This window comes from Enterococcus sp. H57, assembly GCF_003112495.1.
Classification (GTDB): domain Bacteria; phylum Bacillota; class Bacilli; order Lactobacillales; family Enterococcaceae; genus Enterococcus_B; species Enterococcus_B faecium.
Genome location: NZ_BEHC01000009.1, coordinates 34,501 through 56,066 on the forward strand (window position 1 = coordinate 34,501; position 21,566 = coordinate 56,066).

Here is a 21,566-nt window from a genome sequence, read left to right on the forward strand (position 1 = left end):
TGTCACAGTCCCTTTTTCCGAATAAACGGTGTTCAATCAGCTGTCCTTCGGTATTAGCTCAAAAAACGGCAAAATATGAGAAGCTATTTTTCCGTTTTGTATCTCTAATACTCAGGTCAAACCGCTGATTTTACAACCTCTTCCTTAAACGGTGTTCAAAAGCTTGCATCTGCGGTAATAAGCCCAACCAAACGAAAAATAGGAGGAGCTATTTTTGTTTGGCTGTTCTTATTACTTGATGCAGAACAGCTTTTTCACAACCTCTTTTTATAAGAGTTTTTACTCATTAATTTACAAAAAACAAGCAAAATGCGAATTTTCTCACATTTTTTTTAACAAAATCAAAGTTATTGCTTGAAAGAAGAAGAACCCATCGTTAAAATAAAGCTTGACGTAGAGGGGAGCAAGAAATATGAAAGATTTTCAATTGGGGGCTGCCACCTATTTAAAAAGTGTAGCCATTCGGGTGAAAGACCGAGATAAAATGATTGATTTTTACAAGAACGTTGTTGGCTTTGATTTGAAAAGAGAAGAAAACGAATTAGCCATTTTAGGAACAGAAGAAGCTGGAAGTGAAATGTTGCTGCTGGAAGAAAGTCCTAGAGCGAATGATAACATGGGGGAGATCAAAAAGCTGAACCGTTTTTCATTGATTATCCCTAGCACAGAAGAAATGGCAGATATCCTTTGTCGTATCCGTAAAATGAATTATCCAATCAAAGAAGCTTTAGAAGATCATGGACGTATGGGGATTTTGCTCGTAGACCCAGAAGAGAATGAATTGGAAATTTACCATGAAGAGAATAAGAACGACCAAAGAGAAATTCCAGAAACAATGGATCAAGAAGCATTATTAAGAAAATCTGAAGAAAAATTCAGTAAACTATCAACAGGTTCTTATTTTGAAAAAATCCATTTAAATGTTACTAACTTAACAAAAGAACGCCAATTTCTTAATCATGTACTTGGTTTGAAGGTACATAATGAAGAAGAGGGCATCCATGTATTGAATGAAGGAGATTTCCATGTTGGTTTGACAGAAGCTAGCGGAGGCGCAATTGATTTGCCTACAGATGAAGTGATTGGACTTGATTTTCTGAAATTCATGATCGATACTGAAAGCATGGAAGGACTGATTGCTCACTTGCAGCAACTATCAGTTGATTTCTTCTTAGACAAAAAGCACACAGTACTCACAATCTATGATGCTATAGGAATCGAATGGTGGTTCGTCAGTGAGCCAAAAGAAAAGAATAAAACTGACATTCGATGCGACGCTTAACTTTTTCTTTCTTAACGATTGTCGCATGTCTCGTCATTTTATGAACGGTCATACTATCGCTTATTCTAGAGATAGAAAGAGAAAATAGTATACCGGGGGAAACTGCGCGGTTTTTCGCGCAGTTTTTTTGTGTAAAAAAGGTTGATTCCTCATAGATTAAGCTTTAAGCTTGGACTGTAAGAATCTGATAGAAAAGCAGGAGAAAAAGATGTATCCACACACGAAACAGCTTATTTTGAAAAAGATGGAAGAAGGATTTTATCCAGGTGTAGCAGTCGCCTTCATAAAAGAAAATCAAGTAGAAACATTTACAGCCGGCTTTGCCCAAGTCGTTCCTGAAAAGCAGCTGATGACAGAAGATCTGTTGTTTGATGCAGCCTCACTGACGAAAGTCGTTGCAACCACTTCATTAGTTTTACGTCTATTAGAAGATGGAAAGATAGAACTCGATCAACCGCTTCATAAATATCTTCCTGAATTTGAAAATCAGACAATCACTTTGCGTCATTTACTGACACATACTTCTGATATCAAAACATGGATACCAAACAGAGATAAGCTATCTCAGGAAGAATTGATCGCCGCTTATTTGAAGCTAGAACCAGGTGAGCAACTAGGAAAAAAAGTAAAATATACAGATGCCGGTACGATTCTTCTTGGGTTGATGCTAGAGGAAATTTACCAAGAAACTGCAGTGGAAATCTTTCAAGAACAAGTATTGGAACCATTAGGAATGATGAACAGCTTATTTCTTCCTTTTCCTTCCAAAAAAATCGTTCCCACAGAACAACTGCCTTCGGGTGAGGTTTTGCGTGGACAAACTCATGATCCGAAAGCAAGAGTTTTGGCTGAACATGCAGGTAACGCGGGTCTCTTTATTGATTTGAAAGACAGCATTACTTTTGTCCAAATGTATTTGAACAAGGGAAAAATCCGTAATGGTCGTTTTTTAGAAGAAGAGACGATTGATTCTTTACTGCAAGATCAAACACCGAAAAAAAATGGCTATCGTTCTTTAGGATGGGACTTAAAAAAGGATGTAGAAGACGGTCATGCGATTCTTTTTCATACTGGTTATACAGGTACGTTTTTCTTGATTGATATAAAAACACAAGAAGCGTTGATATTTTTGTCAAATCGCGTACATCCTGTCGATCATCGTGCGGAGTATCTCATATGTCGAGATGAAATTGTTGAAAACTTTTTGAAAGAGAAAGCGGTATTACCGAAATAATGCTATAATAGCTATGAAAAATGAGAGGAGTTTGAATTATGCAGGAACCTATGTTTTTAAAACCCGTTTTTCAAGAAAAAATTTGGGGAGGAAGTCGTTTACGTTCAGTCTTTGGTTTTGATATCCCTAACGATAAAATCGGAGAAGATTGGGCGATCAGTGCGCATCCTCATGGTGTCAGTGTAGTAGAAAATGGCGAATTCAAAGGGAAAAGATTAGATGAACTATGGTCAGAACACAAGGAATTGTTTGGCCATCCTTCAGAACCAGTGTTTCCATTATTGATCAAGATCTTAGACGCAGAAGATGATCTATCTGTACAAGTACATCCAGATGATGCCTATGGGATGAAACATGAAGGTGAATTAGGAAAAACTGAATGCTGGTATATCATCGATGCTGAACCTGGTGCAGAAATCATCTATGGTCATCATGCAAAGACAAGAGAAGAACTAGCTGAGATGATCAAAGATGGGCGCTGGGATGACCTTTTGAAGAAAGTACCAGTTAAAAAAGGTGATTTCTTTTATGTACCAAGCGGAACGATCCATGCTATTGGTAAAGGAATCATGATTTTAGAAACACAGCAAAGTTCTGACACGACTTACCGCGTGTATGACTACGACAGAAAAGATGCGCAAGGACAAACAAGAGAGCTGCATATCCAACAATCGATCGATGTAACAACTGTCCCTGCGAAAACACCAGAATTACAAATCAAAGAAGTCCGAAAAGGGAATTCATCGATCGTCACTTATTTAGAAACTGAGTTTTTCAATGTATATGAGTGGGATATTAAAGGAATCACATCTTTCAAAAAACAAGCCCCTTATACATTGATGACGGTAATCGAAGGAGCAGGAGACCTTGTCGTTGACGGAAAAACATATCCATTAGAAAAAGGAACAAGCTGTATTATTCCAAATGGCGTTTCTGAGTGGGCGGTCCAAGGTGAACTAGCAATCATTGCGTCTGAACCAGGCAAATAGTTCCCAGATAGCTGAAAGCAGCAGACGGTTTTTCGTTTGCTGCTTTTTCTACATAAAATCCGTCCATCAATAAATAGAAGTATGGTGAAAAAGATGGAATACAAATGGAAAGCAAACAACAGCAGTCGCGTGTCTATGAAACAACTGAGAAAAGCTGGACATCACTTAAATGAAATGATCATGCCAAATCTAAGTCTGTTTATCGCTTGGGGAATCTTGTCATTAGCAACAAAAGGTGTGTCTGGCGATTTGCACACCACATTAGAAGAGGTATGCCATTGGATGATCCAGCTGCTTTTACCCATCTTGATCAGTTATTCAGGCGGGAAATCGGTAGGGGGACAAAAAGGGGCAGTCGCCGGTGCAATTGCTTCTTTAGGGTTGATCGCTCGTTCCAATGCTCCACAAATCGTAGGAGCGATGATTATCGGGCCGCTTGCCGGCATCGTATATGAACAATTTGTTTCTAGATTCCATGTGAAATTCAAGGCTGGATATGAAATGCTTGTCAGCAACCTACTAGTAGGACTGACTGGTAGCGTTATTTGTATAATTGGAATCGTTTTTATTGAACCAGTTTTAAATAGTGTTCACTTGTTGCTCGCCTCCGTTGTGTCTTGGCTAGTCACAATGAATCTGTTACCACTTGTCAGTCTGATCTTAGAACCTCTAAAAGTACTATTTTTCAATAATGCAATCAATCATGGTGTATTGACACCTTTAGGAATCGAATTCTCACAAACAGTCGGGTACTCTTCCTTATTTTTGATGGAGGCAAATCCTGGACCTGGTTTAGGGATCTTACTTTCTATCCTTTGTTTTGCAGAAAAACAGGAAAAAGTAAATGCGAGTGGAGCATTGATGATCCATGCGATTGGCGGGATTCACGAAATCTATTTTCCATTTGTCTTGCTGCGACCGTATCTATTTTTAGCTGTAATGGCTGGTGGGGCAAGCGGTACGTTGATATTTCAATGGTTAGATACGGGATTAGCTGCACCTGTATCGCCTGGGTCACTACTCGTGATTTTTGCCAATGCGCCTTATCCACAACTAGCTGGGGTAAGTATAGGGATAGCAATCAGTACATTTGTGACCTTCATTTGTGCAGCGATACTATTGAAATTACCAAATAAAGAAAAAGAGAACAAAACGGTCAAAGAAAGGGGAGAAATCTTGGAACCATCTATCATTCATTCCGTCATTTTTGCTTGCGACTCAGGTATGGGATCAAGTGCTATGGGAGCCGCCCTGCTGAAAAAGAAATTAGCAGCAGAAAAAATCGATCTTTCTGTCGGATACAGCTCTATCTATGAATTGAATAACCAAGTAAATCAGCTGGTTATCGTGCAACATGAACTAGCGGGTCTTGCAAGAGAAAAAGTACCTCAAAGTCAAATCTATGTACTGGATCACTTTTTGGAAACAGATATCTTGCTGTCACGAATAAAAGAAGCGATCCAATTTCCAAAGCGGGAAGAAAAAAAAGAGATAGCAGATATCACAGAACAAAAAACGTCGCCTGCTAATATTGTATTTTTGTATAAAAACAACAGACGCGGCTCACAAACTATGGGCATGACGATTTTAAGTCAATTAGCAAAAAAAGCGAAAAAACAGTTTGTTATCTCAAAAGAATCAATAGAAAAAATCAAAATCCAAGAAGAAACGATTTATATCGCACAAAGAGAACTAGCTGTAACTGAACAGCTAGAAGAAAAGATCCCTCGGCTAGTTCTAGTTGAACATTGGGTAGCTACGAATGAATACGAAAAACTCGTGAAGGGAGAAATATAAGATGTATTTATCGCCCAGAGAAAAACAATTATTAGCAGAATTTCTCAGTAGCCCGTCACCTGTATCTATCCAAAAAATGATGAATTTATTGAAGGTCAGTAAACGGACTATTTACCGCGAATTAGATAATCTTGAAGTCTCATTGAAATCGGTAAATGCTTCTTTGAAAAAAGCAGCTAGAGGCTCATTTGTCATTGAGGCATCAGAAGAAGTATTAGAGCAATTAAAAGAAAATACAGATGGGAAAAGTAATGACTTATCCACTGCTAAACGACAACACGCGATTTTAGCCGAGTTGTTACTGACGACAGAGCCGTTGAGTCTTGCTCATTTCATGGAATCATATCGCATCAGTAATACCACTTTTTATGCAGATATCAAACAGTTGGAAGAAAGTATTCGCCAACTGCCTTTGGAAATCATTCGGAACCAGGGATACGAGATCGAAGGACCGGAAAAATACCGCCGGCTTCTGACAGCGAATGTATTAGAATTAGAAATCAATGAATATGAACTTTTTCATAGTATTTCTTTCGATGCATCACTGAATTATTTTTTTCGATTCGTTGATCCGCAACATCTATCTCTTGCACGCAAAGTAATCGGGGAAGAATTGATCCAAAAAAAGACCAATCTAAGTGATAGAAAGCTTGAACATTTGGTTTTGATGCTGACATTGACGATGGAGCGTGTGACGAAAAATCATTTACTGACAAATGAGACATATAATAGTCTGGCAAACAAAGAATTACTACAGACAGCTAAACGATTGTTTTCACGGATCGCTTCTGAGACAAAACAACTTTATCCAGTAAATGAGATCGTCTTTTTTGCAGGATTATTAAATGACTTCACGAACTCATTTGATCAGAATTTCTTTGAAGAGACGTTCGATACACAGCTTGCTTATTTAGTAAAACAACTGATTCAAGAAGTAAGTGAAGAGACGAATGTCCATTTTTATGAAGATGAAACTTTGTACAAAATGCTGTTGACTCATTTATCTGGTGTGTTTTCAAGAGCCGTTTTACAAGAAGAGACACTGACCAATCCGATTTTAGAAAAAATCATGGTTCAATACGAGGAAGTTGCGAATGCAATCCGTAAAGCAGTAGAGCGGATTTTTCAAGAAAAAAAATTATCCGAAGAAGAGATCGCTTATATGGTCCTTCATTTTGCGAATTCATTGGAACGAAGTCCGAAAGAAAGCAATATCAGTATTGCAGGATTTTCGCCAAGTGGATTAGCTTCTACTAGCATGTTGGAACTACGATTGAAAAGGTATTTTCCCTTCATCCAACAAATTCATTTCTATCGGATTGCTGATTTAAAAAAAATCGATTTACAAGAAGAATATGATGTTGTTATTTCTACATCTATTTTACCAGGATACGGTGGAAAATATATTTTAGTCTCCCCGCTACTGCTAGAAGATGAAGTCAAGCAGCTAAAAGAAGCTTTTTCGCATATTGAGAAGAAAAAAAGGCAAAAAATTACGTATAACAGCAATAACGAGTGGATGATAGAAGATACTTATGAGGAAACAATGCATTTCATGGATCAAATCAATCAATTACTCGGTCGTTTTTTTATCCAAGAACTGGATAATCCTGAGACGATTTCCGAAACGATTCGCAGCTTATTTCCTTATTTTCCTGAAGGACTAGTAACGGATGAAGAGGTGGTTCATCGCCGGCTGCTTAAGCGATATGAACAAGCACCTATCGGTATTCCTCATACAAATATGGGGTTATTCCATACATCCAGCTCATTGATTTCTAAACCGATCTTTTGTATTTTCAATTTGAAACATCCGTTGACCATTGAAGGGATGGATAGACAGCCAGTCGATTTGTCCCGTATGTTAGTTATGCTGGCGCCTTCGCCAATCCAAGAAAAAGACGGGATTCTTTTAGGAAAGATCAGTGGAGCAATCATCATGAATGACTTGAACACCGAGATCTTCCGCTCAGGAAATAAAGAAATCGTTTATCAGTTGTTAGCGAAAATCCTGATTGAAGAAATAAAGAAATGAAGGTGAAAAGATGATACAGCTACCAGCAGAAAAAATATTGCTCGATCAATCCTATCAAAATTGGAAAGAAGCGTTGACCGAGATCGGCCAGTGGATGACCCAACAAGGGGGAATCAAACCGGCATATATCCAATCAATGATCGAAAGACAAGAAAAAGCGAGTGTCTATATCGGGAATTTCGTAGCCTTGCCACATGGGACTGACAAAGATGAAGAAGTAGTAGAAGAAGGAATCTATTTAGTCCAAGTGCCTGATGGTGTGGACTTTGGAACAAAAGAGGAACCAAAAATCGCGACACTCTTATTTGTAGTGGCTTTAAAAAAAGAACATCAGTTAGCGGTGCTCCAAGATTTAGCCTTTTTCTGTTCAGACATCGACCAAGTAATGGCGCTCAGTGATGCGGAAACCATTGAAGAAGTCCAAATGATTTTTGAACATGGACATATATAACCAATGTTCACAGTAAAAAAAGCTGCCTTGCATCAAGTAATAACTTCAACCAAGATAAAAATAAGAGGAGCTATTTTTGTTGGGAGGTTCTTATTACTGCGGATGCAAGCTTTTGAAAACTATTTATTCTAGAAAACCGTTTATTTGAAATAGGGGACGGTGACAAGGTTTTTGTCACCGCCCCTATTATTTTTGTGTTTTAATAGCTCTTTTTTATATAGATAGTGCCCATACCTATGAATAATAAAACGATACTCCATATACCAAGTGTCAAGATACCATTCATGAAAGTAACCTGTTCTGAAGCTAGTGGCGAGAAAATATCTCCTCCTATGATCACATTTTGAAAATCAACATAAGAAGTTGGCAAGTAATGACTGATTGATTCTATCCATCCAATCGAAGAAAACAAGCGATACTCTGCTAAGAAAAGACAAAGAAGTGTACCTAAAAGATTGACTAGAGAATGTTCAAATAAAGCAGATAGAAGAAAACTGATTGTACTTAAAAAGAGCACCCACAACAACAGGAACAGAAAGCTCTGGAAAAGATACTCATACATCGGAAGGATTCGTATCTCCTGACCAATGATCGTTCCTACAGGATAACGGAAGTCTCCCAAACCATTTTTGATTATTACTAGTATAGAGACGATCAAAAATGGCATCACGAGACTTAGCATAGCTGCACCATAATAAATGGTAAAACGGATGCTATGTTTCTTTACCATACTATCCGGTAATAGATTGACTAGAGAGATTACCTGCTTTCTTTTTTCATAAGAGATGATGGAAGAAAGAAACAAGGCGGTTATACATAAAATCAAAAAACTAGAAATCATTCCTGAAAAAATATTTTCGTAGTAATTTGCTAAAGGGAGATGCGCTGGCAAGTCAAAAATAGAATATCTTTGGATCTGATGTTCTTTCATATAACGGAGCAACTCGACACGTTTTTGTTGTTCAATGATTGGAATTCCTTGTCTTTGACCAGAAATCAGTCGATCCAGTATATCTTTTTCATAATGATAAGTTGCTTCGACCATTTGCTGGACATTCCCTGTGTTTTTTGCATGTAAGATTGCTTCGATCAGTTTGTTGCTTTTCTCTAAACTTTCCACAAATTCTTTCTCATTCTCATCTTCTTTCAACGTTTCAATCAAACGTTGCATCTCTTCATAGTTATGATTCAGTTCATCGAATTCTGTATAAGCAAGTTTATGATCAAAAAAAAGTGGGAATGCAAAGAGCACGACCAACAATAGAGGAAATAAAAAGTTTACTTTGTTTTTTAGTAAGAGATTGCGTTCAAATGTAAGTAAAGACATAGTTACACCTCATATAATTTACGATAAATAGCTAAAATCTCTTCCATATTTGAGGATTCTGTGACGATTTCTCCATTTTTTAGAAAACATGCTTTAGAACAAATCGATTGGATATTCGCGATAGCGTGGGAAGAAAGAAGAATCGTCTTCCCCTCTTTCTGCCATTGTCTGATGAGGCTATTCAAGATATCAATACTTCCTGGGTCTAATCCGTTCAACGGTTCATCGAATAACATGACAGATGAATCACTGATCAAGTAAGCAGCAAGCAAGACATGTTGTTTCATTCCTAGAGACATTTTTCCAATCGGCAAAGTAAGGTACTCAGTCATCTTCAATCGTTGGAAAACAGTTTGGCATTCTACTTTGCTCTGCCAATAGTATTTGATCAAAGTCAAATAATCAACAGCCGATAGATAGTCGGATAACTGATTCGTTGATTCTAGAAAAAAGAAAGACCGGCGATAATCTGTATAAGCAGTAGGAGAGATGTTGTGAAGGGACAATTGATCATAAGTTGTTGGCAGCAGTTGGGCAATGCCATTCAGCAAAGTTGTTTTGCCAAATCCGTTCGGGGCAATCAAAGCAGCTACTTCTCCTGATTCTACTAAAAGATTCAATTGTCGAATCACACGTTTTTTACCACGTTTCATGTTCATGTTTTTGATCAGTATTGTCATAGATAGGCCTCCAATATAAAATTTAATAACATAATAGAATGAAAAACATCTAAATTAAATGCTAACAAAAGTTATTGTTTGCATATTATAAAAAAATTAAAATAACAGTTTTATTTAAAATTGAAGTTTTCTGATACCGAAATCTTTTTATTTTGCTGACATACTCAAACCTTTGGCACAAAGTTTCGTGCCAAAGTACGACTATTTCTCTTTTTAGTAAGCGGATACAATTAGGGTATCAAAAGGAGAGAGGGAGAGACAAAATGGAACGGACGATTCCCAAAAACAACATTTCGCTAAAAGCGAGGGTACAAAAATTAGGCAGTACTTTATCAAGCATGGTCATGCCAAATATTGGAGCACTGATTGCCTGGGGTGTATTAACGGCTCTATTTATCCCAGATGGTTATTTACCAAATGAGGCTTTCGCTACCATGGTAAGCCCAATGCTAACTTATCTGATTCCTTTATTGATCGGTTATACTGGCGGAAAAGTAATTGCTGGTGACCGCGGATCAGTTGTTGGGGCAATTGCAACGATGGGTGTGATTGTCGGAACAGATATTCCAATGATGCTAGGCGCGATGATCATGGGACCTCTTGGTGGATATGCCATCAAGAAATTTGATCAGCTATTCCAAAAACGGATCAAATCCGGTTTTGAAATGCTAGTCAATAATTTTTCAGCAGGTCTTATCGGTTTTGGATTAGCGTTATTAGGTTTTTCTGCGATTGGTCCAGTTGTCGATGTATTGACTCAAGCAATGGCAAAAGGTGTAGAGATCATTTTATCTGCCCATTTGATTCCATTGACAAGTATTTTTATTGAACCAGCAAAAATCTTATTTTTGAATAATGCAATCAATCATGGGATTTTGACACCATTGGGAACTGAACAAGTAGCAGAGGCTGGAAAATCTATTCTATTCTTGCTTGAAGCAAATCCTGGTCCAGGACTTGGCGTATTACTTGCTTTTACTTTGTTTGGCAAAGGAGCAGCAAAATCTTCAGCACCAGGAGCCATGATCATTCACTTTTTAGGCGGGATCCATGAAATCTATTTTCCTTACGTTATGATGAAACCGTTATTATTCTTATCAGTTATAGGCGGAGGAATGTCAGGAAGTTTCATTTTCCAATTGATGGATGCTGGACTAAGAGCGCCAGCTTCTCCAGGGTCGATCATTGCGATTCTAGCGATGACACCGTTCAATTCTTACCTTCCTGTTATTTTGGGCGTGATTGTTGCCGCAGCTGTTTCGTTTGGTATTTCTGCAGTAATTTTGAAAGCGGATGCGAAAGATACAAATGAAGACTTCGAAAAATCTGTTCAAGAGACAAAGGCAGCTAAGCAAGCTTCCAAAGGTGCCCAAGGTATTCCTCAAGGAGCTACATTCTCTGGCGTACAAAAAATCATTTTTGCTTGTGATGCAGGAATGGGATCAAGTGCGATGGGCGCTTCGATCTTGAGAAAAAAAGTACAGGAAGCAGACTTGCCTCAAACGGTGACCAATCAAGCAATCAGCCAACTGACAGATGACTCGAATACATTGATCGTTACTCAGGTCGAACTACAAGAAAGAGCAAAACAAAAAGCACCGAGCGCGCGTTTTGTCTCAGTAGAAAACTTTTTGAATTCACCTCGATATGATGAAATCATTCAAGAATTAAGCAGCAAGCAGAAAACATCAGTTTCTGAAATTGAGAATGAGCCAGCAGAAGAGTTTCTTTCAGCAAACATCAAACAAATCAAAGAGATTCTACTTGTCCACGATGATCGTTCCGGATCAGCAACAATGGGGATGACCGTGCTCAAAGATATATTAGACAAGAACCATTTAACTATCCCGTTAAGAAAAGTCAATATCCAAGATTTAAAAGATGAACCTGATTCACTGATCGTAGCCAAAGAAAGTTTAGCGGAAAAAGTACAGATGGCTGCACCTCAATCCATTCATTTATCAGTCAACAGCATGGTCAATCCGCAAAAATACGAATCGATTGCACAATATTTGAAACAGACAGCTTAAGGGAGGAAAACAGCATGCAAAGTTTGCCATTCGACATGATCGAGCTCAATCGATCTTTTAAAACCAAAGAAGAAGCGATCCGCTATTGCGGTCAGATGCTTGTAGAAGCAGGGTGCGTTGATGAGGAATATATCGATGCCATGGTAGATAGAGACAAAATGTTATCTGTTTATATGGGGAATTTTATCGCGATTCCTCATGGAACAGATGAAGCAAAAAAATATGTGAAAAAATCCGGCATCTGTGTCGTTCAAGTACCAGATGGTGTAGATTTTGGTACCGAAGAAGAAGAAAAGATTGCGACTGTTTTGTTCGGTATTGCAGGAGTCGGAGATGAGCATTTGCAACTTGTACAGCAAATCGCACTTTATTGCAGTGATATGGACAATGTTGTCCAGCTAGCAGACGCGCTCAACAAAGAAGAAGTAACGGAAAATCTAGCAATTGCTTAAGGAGAGAGAAAAATGAGAGCAGTACATTTTGGTGCAGGAAATATCGGTCGAGGATTTATTGGAGAGGTTTTGGCAGCTAATGGATTTGAGATTACTTTCGTAGATGTGAATCACACGATCATTGATGCTTTAAATGAAAGAAAAGAATACGAAATCGAATTAGCAGATGAATCAAAAGAAAAAATCACTGTAAAAAATGTCAAAGGAATCAACAATCAAACAAATCCAGAAAAAGTAATCCAAGAAATCGCTGAAGCAGATTTAGTTACTACCGCCATTGGCCCGAATATCTTACCTTTTATTGCTGAGTTGATTGCAAAAGGTATCCAAGAAAGAGAAAAGGAAGGAAGCACAACATCTTTAGATATCATTGCCTGTGAAAATATGATTGGCGGTTCAGCATTTCTAGAAAAAGAAGTGTATAAATATCTTCCGGAAACATCATTTACTGACAAATATATCGGCTTTCCAAATGCAGCAGTCGATCGAATCGTCCCATTACAACACCATGAAGATCCTTTATTCGTCCAAGTGGAACCTTTCAAAGAATGGGTCATTGACGATAGCCAAAGAAAAAATAAAAAAATCCAATTAAAAGGGGTTTTATATGTAGATGATCTAGAACCATATATCGAACGCAAACTATTTAGTGTCAATACTGGTCATGCGACTGTCGCTTATACAGGTGCCTTGTTAGGTTACCAGGCCATTGATGAAGCAATGCAAGATGCGTTAGTTGTGGCACAATTAAAATCAGTTTTGCAGGAAACAGGAAGTTTGCTGATTGCCAAATGGGGGTTTGATGCAGAGCAGCATCATGCGTATATTGAAAAAATCATTCATCGCTTCCAAAACAAAAATATCTCTGATGCGATCACACGTGTCGCTCGGACACCATTACGTAAGTTAGGTTATCAAGAAAGATTTACACGTCCAGTGAGAGAACTACAAGAACATAACTTGACTTGCCCACATTTGACGGCAACAATGGGGATTATTTTTAATTACTATGATCCTGAAGATGAACAAAGCCGTCAATTGCATGAAATGAAGATCCATGAAAACTTGGAACAATTGATTCAAGAAGTCACAGGAATCAATGATCCGAAAACAATCGGGAATATCAAGCAAAACGTGAACCGTTATGCCAAGCAAGTCGCTTAAAATAGGATACGAAAAAGGGGAATGTGACGAAATTTTTGTCACATTCCCCTTTTTCGAATAACTAGGCTGTTTGTCCTTCAAGATAGGGCAGATCCAATTCTTTACCGTAACGTTGTTCTAAAGCTAGGCGGATCAAACGAGCTGCCAGGTTCTCATTTCTTGCAAGGATAGGTCCATGGAAATAAGAACCGAAGACATTTCGGTAAATGACACCTTCAGATTGGTCTTCACCATTATTTCCTTGACCTTGTACCACTTTCCCCAAAGGTCGTTCACCTTCACCTAAGAAAGTCCGACCATTGTGGTTTTCAAATCCATAATAAGTTTCATTGAATTCTTCGTTATGGATAACGATATCACCGATAAACCGGTTATTTTCCTGACTTAACGTGTAGTGATCCAGTGCACTGATTCCTTGGATCTTTTCTCCATTAGCTCCCATGTAGTAGTGACCTAGCAATTGGTAGCCACCACAAATGGCTAACATGACGCCATCATTTTCGATATAGTTGATCAAAGAATCTTTCTTTTTCTGGATGTCTTTTGAAATGATTAATTGCTCAAAGTCTTGACCACCGCCAAAGAAAACCAAGTCATATTTATCAGCATCAAAAGGTTCATGTATACTAACGATCTCCGTATGGCAAGAAACCCCCATTTTTTCTGCTATATATTTCAACATCAAAAGGTTTCCGTTATCACCATATGTGTTCATCAAATTTCCATAAAGGTGGGCGATATTGAGTTCATAATTAGCCACGGTTCATTCCTCCTTTGATAAATCCTTGAGCAGCTAGTTCTTTACGAAGCTGCAATACAGCAGTGTAAGTAGCTAAAATATAGACATGCTCAGTTGGCAATTCTTTGATTTTTTCGATTACTTCTGGTAATTCTTTTGTTTCTGTCAATTTATTTTCTGGAATCCCGGCAACTTTTAGACGTAAAGTCATATCTGTATGACGGTCTCCTCCAGAAATAACAGCTGGGATATCCATATCGGCAAAGTTTTCAAAATTACCATCCCAAATCCAGCTGACATCGATTCCGTCTGCGTAATTGGCATTTAATAAAGCCACTAAAGAAAATGGATAAGGAGCTAGACCAATCATATCGATTACTTGATTGATACCTACAGGATTTTTGACAAGTACTAATGTACATTTTTTCCCATTGATATTGATGACTTCTTGTCGGCCGAATACTTTCTCGTCATATCCTAAACCTTGTTTGATTTTATCAGGATCGACATTGAAGTACTCTGCCACTGCAGTAGCTGCTAAAGCATTGTAGACATTATACATACCGCCAACTTCGATTCCGTATTCATGACCATCGATCACGAAATCTGCTGACACATTGTCCATCCGTACCATATCAGTTAATCGATAATCCAATTCAGGACGTTTGAAGTCACAATTTGGACAGTAATATTTCCCTAAGTTTGCATAAGTGATCATTTTATAATGCAAGATGTGATGACAATTTGGACATAAGACACCGTCTGTATTGTAATGAGCCATTTGTTCACGATCTTCTTCATGGTCAAAGCCATAATATTTTCTAGGATTGACTGTTTCGATAGAATTGAAGATTGGTGAATCACCGTTACTGATAATCGTTGCATTTGGTGACTTTGCGGCACCGTCTACAATCATTTTATAGGTCGTATAGATTTCTCCATACCGATCCATTTGATCACGGAAAATATTTGTAAATAAGAACAGTTCTGGTTTCATATATTCTGTGACTTTGCTCAAACTTGCTTCATCTATTTCTAGGACAGCAAACTTTTTCTGTCCTTTTTTTGGTTTTGCCTGCAAGAAAGTCGATACAATTCCCTGTACCATATTCGCACCAGTAGGGTTGGTTAGAACTTCATCGAATTGCTGGCGCAAAATATTGACTGTTAAAGCGGTAGTCAATGTTTTACCGTTTGTTCCGGTGACAACGACGACTTGGTAGTCTTTTGCCAAACTATCTAGTATATGTGGATCGACTTTCAGCGCTAGTTTACCTGGTAAACTTGATCCGCCTTTAAAAAAAGTTTTTAATGCCCATTGCGACGTTTTTCCAACTGCAATCGCAAAATGACTGCGTATTCCCATTATGTAACCTCCAAAAACGATTTGCTGACGAATAAATTCAACTAATCATACCATATGTTGAAAAAAAGGTTAAATTGCTTTTCTTATTCTTAAGAAAAGGTTACGGCTGAAAGTGCATGAAATCGGACAAAATCGCATGATTTAACAAAAAAACAGCTTGAAACAAAATGATTGTTTCAAGCTGCTGTGATTTTATTATTCCCTCTTACCTATATTCCCATTTTAACCGATAATAATTTTCTCGCTTGGATATTCATAGCCTAGATCTCGTGTTTCTTTTGGCACGAATAACATCAATGTATATAGCATTCCGATCCGCCCAATAAACATCAGTGTAGCAATCGTGATTTTGCCCACAACAGACAAGTCTCCGGTAATCCCTAAAGATAAACCAGTTGTTCCAAACGCAGAAGTTACTTCGATGATGATCGAGATCAGCGTTTGTTCTTCTGTAGCAGATAAAAAAACGATACAAAAGAAACACATACCAAGAGAAAGCATAAAGACAACGACTGATTTTCGCACATCATCTTGATCGATTCTCCGTCCAAAAATATTGATGTTATCTTCACTTTTGAGGAAGGAATATAGATACAAACCGATGATTGCTACAGTAGTTGTTCGAATCCCGCCGCCTACAGAACTAGGACTGCATCCGATAAACATCAGTAAAGAAAAAATGATCAGTGTTGTGATTTGAAAATCACCCAAATCGTGAATCTGCAGACCAGCATTACGAGTCGTAATCGAATAAAACATCGAATTGATCCATTTGACACTCATATTGGAATCTTGGAATAAATGGTCCTTTTCCAATAGATAAATCAAGACAGTTCCCGAAACAAACAAGATAACAAAAGCTAACACAGCTAATTTGGTAAACAAGGAAAAACGAAACGGAAGCTTCGCATTGGAACGTTTGTATAATAGCCATTCCCGGCACTCCATCAATACAGGAAAACCAATTCCTCCGACAAAAATCAAAAACATGATCAGGATCAAGAAAAAATAGTCATGTGCAAAGGGCTTGATGGAATCCCCAGTGACGTCAAACCCAGAGTTCGTGACAGCCGATATCGCCTGATAAAAACCGTAAAAAACGGCATCACGCCAACGATCAAAATAGCCTCTGTAATAAAAATAAATAGAAAAGAATGTCCCAAAAAGTAATTGAAACCAGATTAAAATAGCAAAAGTGATCCGAATCAGTCGGACGATACCAGACAAACGCGGTTGATTCATATCCGTCATGATCAGCTGTCGCTGTTTCAGTGTGATCCGTCGTTTAGAAAAAATGACAAAAGCAGTAGAAATCATCATGATCCCCAAACCACCAACTTGAAATAATATTTCCAGCAGTATAATACCGTTATCATTGAACACAGAATTGATATCAAAAGTCGATAGTCCAGTCACACTCACTGTACTGATTGCCATGAACAGCATGTCCACAAAAGAAACATGGCTATCTGGTTCGCGAAAAATCGGCATATAAAATAGAACGAGTGATAAGACCGTCATCAATATATAATAAAAAACGATGATTTGGATCGATGAGAAATGATTGGCAGCAAACTTCTGTCCTCGCCGCTGCAGCCTTCGAAAGAATAAATCAACATGCACAGTACTATCCTCCTGACAATAGTCGTTTCTACCAGTATACAAGGGGAATTAGGAATACTCAAAGAAATTATCAAACAGATAACAATACAGCTTTCGATTAAAATAGAAATGGCTTATAATAAGGCAAATCCTAGAAAAAAGAAGGAGGAGGAATAACAAATTGATTAATGCTCAACAAATCGTAGAAAAAATGAAAAATCAAAAAATAAATTATGATACAGTTCTGAAAAAAATGATCATGCAATGGGAGAAAGAAGAAGTAAAGCCTAAGATATTAATACATACATGCTGTGCTCCTTGCAGTACGCACACATTGGAATTCATGTCTCAATATGCAGAGATCACGTTATTTTTTTCAAATTCGAATATTCATCCTAAAAGTGAGTATTTGCGAAGATTACATGAACAAAAACGATTTGTAGACCAATTTAATGAGAAAACTGACCATCATGTTGCGCTAATCGTTGATGAATACCGTCCAAATGAATTCACCAAAATGGTTTTAACAAACCATCTTGAAAACGAAAAAGAAGGTGGTGCTCGCTGCAGTGCATGCTTCAATATGCGATTAGATCTTGTTGCGCAAAAAGCGCAAGAACTAGGATACGATTACTTTGGAAGTGCCCTGACCATCTCGCCAAAGAAAAATGCAGCTTTGATCAATCAGATCGGAATGGATATCCAAAAGATTTACGGGACACAATACTTGCCAAGTGATTTCAAGAAAAACAAAGGCTATGAACGCTCTTTGCAAATGTGCAAAGAGTATGATATTTATCGCCAATGTTATTGTGGTTGCGTGTTCGCTGCCAAGCAGCAAGGATGCGATCTGAAAGAAATCAATCGGGAAGCAAAAGCTTACTTAAAAACATCAACCGTAGTTTTTGAGGAAAATTAAAGAAATCTTTCGGAAAAACGTAAGAAAAAAATAAAGAATTTATGGTAGAAATAAGGTAGACTGTATAATTTGTCCGTAGTAAAGTAAGGAAACAAGAATAAATTTCAATGAAGGAAGAGATAAGATGCGAAAAGTAGCACCTATTTTGAAGCCAATCGCTGTATTAACAATCTCGACGATTGTCGCGACTACTACAGGTATTGTGAATAGTTCCAGCTACCGTGCACCAAGTTCAAGTTCTAGTACTGTAGAAGAAACAACACCAACTACTTCAGTCTCGACATCTGAACCAACAACAACGGAAAGTTTGAATGAAACCACTACGACAAGTACATGGGACGATACAACAACTAGTTCGTCGTATGATGAGACATATACAACTGACAGCTCAAGCGAAACAAGTAATACGGTACCAGATGGCACTCCATCGGATTCAACCAATCCAAGTACAAGTCCGGATACAAGTGCTAGCTCCGAAACGATACCAAGCAGTACGACTGTAGATGATAACACGCAAAATGATGATGCAGCACGTACAGCACAGCAAAACCAAGATTCAGGAAATACCCAAACGTATAACCAGCAAGCAGGTGATTCTCAATGACATTTTTACTAGACCTTATCAACGGGGTGCATAAATTCCTTGGCTATTTAGACATCAGTCCTAAATATCTTAACCGTGGATATACGATTTTAAGTGTGATTCCCACGCTTTATTTATTGAGAATTGTTTATGGACTTTGGCAAAACCAAAACTATCTTCAATTTTTCTTATATGGACTTGCATTTCTAGTGCTTGTTTATTTTACTGTTTTAAATGTATTTTATTACTTTTTAGATAAAAACACGAAAGCCGATGTCACTCAGCTTTTTGTGAAGTATTTACCTGATGAAGCGTTCAACATCCAGACAGAAGAATCGATAGATAATGGAAATTCGATCGATAAAGTGAATACACAAGAGGTCATGGTTTCTTATGACGAAGATTATCAATTGAAATTAGCCGAGAATATGCGGTATTTGATTGGAAATGGTGAGATCAAAACAAATGAACTCGGTCGCATGGATGGATTTCTGGTCGATAGAAATACATTGTATCCTTATTACTATGTCAAGAAAACAGGAGAGAAAGAGTATGTTCTAAATATTGGACGAAGCTACTCGGACATGGAAAAAGTAGGGACCATTCGACTTGACTCAACAGAAGACACATTGGAACCTGTCGGATTGTTCATCGTCGGCGGTGATTTTGTCAAAGACGGGTTACGCTATCATGAGCCTTATCGTCTGAAATTGATTGCAAAAAAGGCACAGTCGCAGGAAGAACCAGTGGTTTATAGTCGTAGCCAAAGAAGAAGACATTCATAATGTGATGAAACGCCGTGTATCAGTGGTTGCGATAAAAACGTTTATTCGGAATAAGGGGGATGTGACACGTCTTTTGTCACGTTCCTTTTTTATATAACGAGAAAGATAAGACGAACACATCACTTATTCTTTCCTTTCATTTATAAACATTGTAGAATAAAGAAAGTACAACGAAGTATTGTGAAAAAACGTAATAAATAACGAGGAAAATACAAGTAGGAGGTAAGCTGTGAAAGAATTTTTGAAAAATTGGGGGATTTTGATCCTTGTATTAGCGGCTATTTTATTAGCTAGAGTGTACGTGTTTACACCAGTTACTGTAAACGGGCATTCGATGGACCCTACATTAAGTGATGGACAACGATTGATTTCATCTAAGATCTCAAACTATGAACGAATGGATATTATTACTACAAAGGAACCGGGGGATGAAGAACGGATGATTGTTAAACGGATCATCGGTATGCCTGGAGATACAGTCAAGATGGAAAATGACCAGTTGACCATTAATGGCAAAAAGTATGATGAACCTTATCTGGATGAGTTCAAAAAAGAATTTTCAGAAGATAAGTTACAAGGAGAATATGCTTATAGCTCAGGATTCCAAGCACAAGCAGAAAGTTCATCCACCTTTACGAGTGACTTTGAATATACTGTGCCAAAAGGAAAGTATCTTGTTCTAGGCGATAACCGCTTGATTTCAAAAGACAGCCGAATGTTTGGGTTAGTCGACAAAGATATGATCCAAGGAAAAGTTGTTTTCCGTTATTGGCCTCTTTCAGAAATTAAAATCATGTGATGAAAAAATAAAAAGAAGCTGTGACATGTTTTTTGTCACAGCTTCTTTTTCCGAAAATTCCTTCTTATTTCTTGGAGTTGCTCACTTTTTTTGCAATCTCATTTTAAGCTTTTTGGCTGATGGATAAGAAAAGCGAAGCGTTTTTGTTCATAAATAGCTTTTCCCCACGATGGAAGGTATGACTAGTAGCAGAGACAAAGCCCGTTTTTTCCAATCGATTATTCAATTCTTCTTGGCTAAAGCCATTATGGACTTTCGGATGACTAATTTGTTCATTCTTGTCAAAGTCTACGATGATCAATTGACCGCCAGGAGCTAAAATTTCATAAAGTTTTGTAAGAATATTCTCCGTATCAGGAATGTGTAAAAGTACAAGTGATAGAAGGATGAGATTAGCTTGGACAGCAGGAAATTCGACAGAAGCATCAGCGTGGATCGTTCGGACATTTTTCAGATCTGCTGCTTGGATCTTTTCTTCTGCCATTTTCAGCATAGTTTCTGAAGCATCGGCAATGATCAGTTCTTTGAATCTTTCCGCAAGCGGTAAACTAACAAGCCCAGTTCCGCCTCCGTAATCCAGCAGGACTTTTTGGTGGCTGTCGCGCGGTAGATAAGTAGTTAGTTCTTCGCGAATAATCTTGGCTAATGCTTGACGGTCAGGGGAATCATAATGGTTAGCGATGGAATCAAAAATATTTTTTGTCATCAAATAGCTCCTTACGTAAAACTTTGAAATTTTAACTTATTATAGCACGTGAAAAGAAAGAAAGCATGCTATACTCAATTCAAAAAGGGAGAATCTAGAAAGAATATGCCGATATCGTTTGTAAAAGATAGAGAGGAAAAAGGAAAGTGTGTCCGAGAAATATTACTAGACTTGCCTGAGTGGTTTGGGCTTCCTGAATCAACGGAAAAATATATCGAGGAATCAAGTAAACTACCTTTATGGTGTGAAAAAAGAAAAGAAGAATATTTAGGCTTTATCACTCTTTCACAGACAAGTGAAGATACTGCCGAAATCTATTGTATGGGAATAAAAAAAGACTATCATCACCAAGGATTAGGAACAAAACTTTTTAAAGAAGCAGAAGGTTACGCAGCAAAACATTACAAATATTTGCAAGTGAAGACTGTAGACGAGGGGCACTACTCTATATATGATCAAACTATTTGTTTCTACGAATCATTAGGATTTTCAAGGTTGGAAGTTTTTCCAAATTTATGGGATGAATGGAACCCATGTTTAGTTCTTGTCAAAAAATTGGAACAAAAGTGAGCAATAGATTTAATACTAATCTGTGCTTGATGAAAATTCTCACTGTAAAAAATGCT

General features: G+C 37.8%; 20 protein-coding genes. 14 read left to right on the forward strand and 6 right to left on the reverse strand.

What is annotated here, in order from left to right; translation table 11 throughout:
- The first annotated feature begins 412 nt into the window (after positions 1-412).
- From DIZ30_RS02915 to DIZ30_RS02940, 6 genes are all read left to right on the forward strand, one after another.
- Positions 413-1,282: a VOC family protein gene (locus DIZ30_RS02915; protein WP_109023078.1), complete on the forward strand. Its 870-nt coding sequence runs from the start codon at positions 413-415 to the stop codon at positions 1,280-1,282.
- Positions 1,283-1,490: 208 nt separating this feature from the next.
- Positions 1,491-2,516 (forward strand): serine hydrolase, encoded by a 1,026-nt coding sequence (locus tag DIZ30_RS02920; RefSeq protein WP_002324200.1) that lies wholly within the window; start codon positions 1,491-1,493, stop codon positions 2,514-2,516.
- 38 nt (positions 2,517-2,554) lie between these two features.
- A complete protein-coding gene (manA, locus tag DIZ30_RS02925) occupies positions 2,555-3,505 on the forward strand; it encodes a mannose-6-phosphate isomerase, class I (protein ID WP_002287262.1) in 951 nt (316 codons plus the stop codon).
- A 93-nt stretch (positions 3,506-3,598) separates the two neighbouring features.
- The gene (locus tag DIZ30_RS02930) at positions 3,599-5,302 is read left to right on the forward strand and encodes a PTS transporter subunit EIIC (protein WP_002287257.1); all 1,704 of its coding nucleotides are present in this window, start codon (positions 3,599-3,601) and stop codon (positions 5,300-5,302) included.
- A gap of 1 nt (position 5,303) precedes the next feature.
- Positions 5,304-7,337 (forward strand): BglG family transcription antiterminator, encoded by a 2,034-nt coding sequence (locus DIZ30_RS02935; RefSeq protein ID WP_002287256.1) that lies wholly within the window; start codon positions 5,304-5,306, stop codon positions 7,335-7,337.
- Positions 7,338-7,347: 10 nt separating this feature from the next.
- The gene (locus DIZ30_RS02940; RefSeq protein WP_002287254.1) at positions 7,348-7,788 is read left to right on the forward strand and encodes a PTS sugar transporter subunit IIA; all 441 of its coding nucleotides are present in this window, start codon (positions 7,348-7,350) and stop codon (positions 7,786-7,788) included.
- Positions 7,789-7,987: 199 nt separating this feature from the next.
- Here DIZ30_RS02940 and DIZ30_RS02945 read toward each other — a convergent pair whose 3' ends face one another.
- Together DIZ30_RS02945 and DIZ30_RS02950 are read right to left on the reverse strand one after the other, a co-directional pair.
- Positions 7,988-9,115 (reverse strand): ABC transporter permease, encoded by a 1,128-nt coding sequence (locus DIZ30_RS02945; RefSeq protein WP_002294108.1) that lies wholly within the window; start codon positions 9,113-9,115, stop codon positions 7,988-7,990.
- A gap of 2 nt (positions 9,116-9,117) precedes the next feature.
- On the reverse strand, positions 9,118-9,795 hold the full coding sequence (locus tag DIZ30_RS02950) for an ABC transporter ATP-binding protein (RefSeq protein WP_109023079.1): 678 nt from the start codon (positions 9,793-9,795) through the stop codon (positions 9,118-9,120).
- A 263-nt stretch (positions 9,796-10,058) separates the two neighbouring features.
- Here DIZ30_RS02950 and DIZ30_RS02955 point away from each other — a divergent pair, with 263 nt between their 5' ends.
- From DIZ30_RS02955 to DIZ30_RS02965, 3 genes are read left to right on the forward strand one after another with little or no spacing between them, the layout of a single operon-like run.
- Positions 10,059-11,825 carry a PTS mannitol-specific transporter subunit IIBC gene (locus DIZ30_RS02955; RefSeq protein WP_109023080.1) on the forward strand — a complete coding sequence of 589 codons (1,767 nt, stop codon included), beginning with the start codon at positions 10,059-10,061 and terminating at the stop codon, positions 11,823-11,825.
- A gap of 14 nt (positions 11,826-11,839) precedes the next feature.
- A complete protein-coding gene (locus DIZ30_RS02960) occupies positions 11,840-12,277 on the forward strand; it encodes a PTS sugar transporter subunit IIA (protein WP_109023081.1) in 438 nt (145 codons plus the stop codon).
- A gap of 12 nt (positions 12,278-12,289) precedes the next feature.
- Entirely contained in the window at positions 12,290-13,441 is a 1,152-nt protein-coding gene (locus tag DIZ30_RS02965; RefSeq protein WP_002324197.1) for a mannitol-1-phosphate 5-dehydrogenase, read from the forward strand.
- A 61-nt stretch (positions 13,442-13,502) separates the two neighbouring features.
- On the opposite strand, the gene DIZ30_RS02970 is transcribed toward DIZ30_RS02965, so the two are convergent.
- From DIZ30_RS02970 to DIZ30_RS02980, 3 genes are all read right to left on the reverse strand, one after another.
- A complete protein-coding gene (locus DIZ30_RS02970) occupies positions 13,503-14,201 on the reverse strand; it encodes a type 1 glutamine amidotransferase (RefSeq protein ID WP_002287245.1) in 699 nt (232 codons plus the stop codon).
- Positions 14,194-15,546: a Mur ligase family protein gene (locus tag DIZ30_RS02975; protein WP_002287244.1), complete on the reverse strand. Its 1,353-nt coding sequence runs from the start codon at positions 15,544-15,546 to the stop codon at positions 14,194-14,196. Before DIZ30_RS02975 ends, DIZ30_RS02970 begins: the two co-directional genes overlap by 8 nt.
- 222 nt (positions 15,547-15,768) lie before the next feature.
- Complete coding sequence (locus DIZ30_RS02980) at positions 15,769-17,169, reverse strand: TrkH family potassium uptake protein (RefSeq protein ID WP_002287243.1); 1,401 nt, start codon at positions 17,167-17,169, stop codon at positions 15,769-15,771.
- 160 nt (positions 17,170-17,329) lie between these two features.
- Here DIZ30_RS02980 and DIZ30_RS02985 point away from each other — a divergent pair, with 160 nt between their 5' ends.
- The 4 genes from DIZ30_RS02985 to lepB all read left to right on the forward strand — a co-directional run bounded on the left by DIZ30_RS02985 (position 17,330) and on the right by lepB (position 20,234).
- Positions 17,330-18,067: an epoxyqueuosine reductase QueH gene (locus tag DIZ30_RS02985; RefSeq protein WP_002287242.1), complete on the forward strand. Its 738-nt coding sequence runs from the start codon at positions 17,330-17,332 to the stop codon at positions 18,065-18,067.
- Between the two features lie 124 nt (positions 18,068-18,191).
- Positions 18,192-18,671 (forward strand): hypothetical protein, encoded by a 480-nt coding sequence (locus tag DIZ30_RS02990; RefSeq protein ID WP_002294107.1) that lies wholly within the window; start codon positions 18,192-18,194, stop codon positions 18,669-18,671.
- A complete protein-coding gene (locus DIZ30_RS02995; protein ID WP_002302142.1) occupies positions 18,668-19,435 on the forward strand; it encodes a DUF6681 family protein in 768 nt (255 codons plus the stop codon). The genes DIZ30_RS02990 and DIZ30_RS02995 overlap by 4 nt, the downstream gene beginning before the upstream one ends.
- Positions 19,436-19,664: 229 nt before the next feature.
- On the forward strand, positions 19,665-20,234 hold the full coding sequence (gene lepB, locus DIZ30_RS03000) for a signal peptidase I (RefSeq protein ID WP_002294105.1): 570 nt from the start codon (positions 19,665-19,667) through the stop codon (positions 20,232-20,234).
- Positions 20,235-20,337: 103 nt separating this feature from the next.
- Here lepB and DIZ30_RS03005 read toward each other — a convergent pair whose 3' ends face one another.
- Positions 20,338-20,940 carry a class I SAM-dependent methyltransferase gene (locus DIZ30_RS03005; protein ID WP_002289673.1) on the reverse strand — a complete coding sequence of 201 codons (603 nt, stop codon included), beginning with the start codon at positions 20,938-20,940 and terminating at the stop codon, positions 20,338-20,340.
- Positions 20,941-21,045: 105 nt separating this feature from the next.
- Between DIZ30_RS03005 and DIZ30_RS03010 the strand changes: the two genes are divergently transcribed.
- Positions 21,046-21,510 (forward strand): N-acetyltransferase, encoded by a 465-nt coding sequence (locus tag DIZ30_RS03010; RefSeq protein WP_002307216.1) that lies wholly within the window; start codon positions 21,046-21,048, stop codon positions 21,508-21,510.
- The last annotated feature ends 56 nt before the right edge of the window (positions 21,511-21,566 follow it).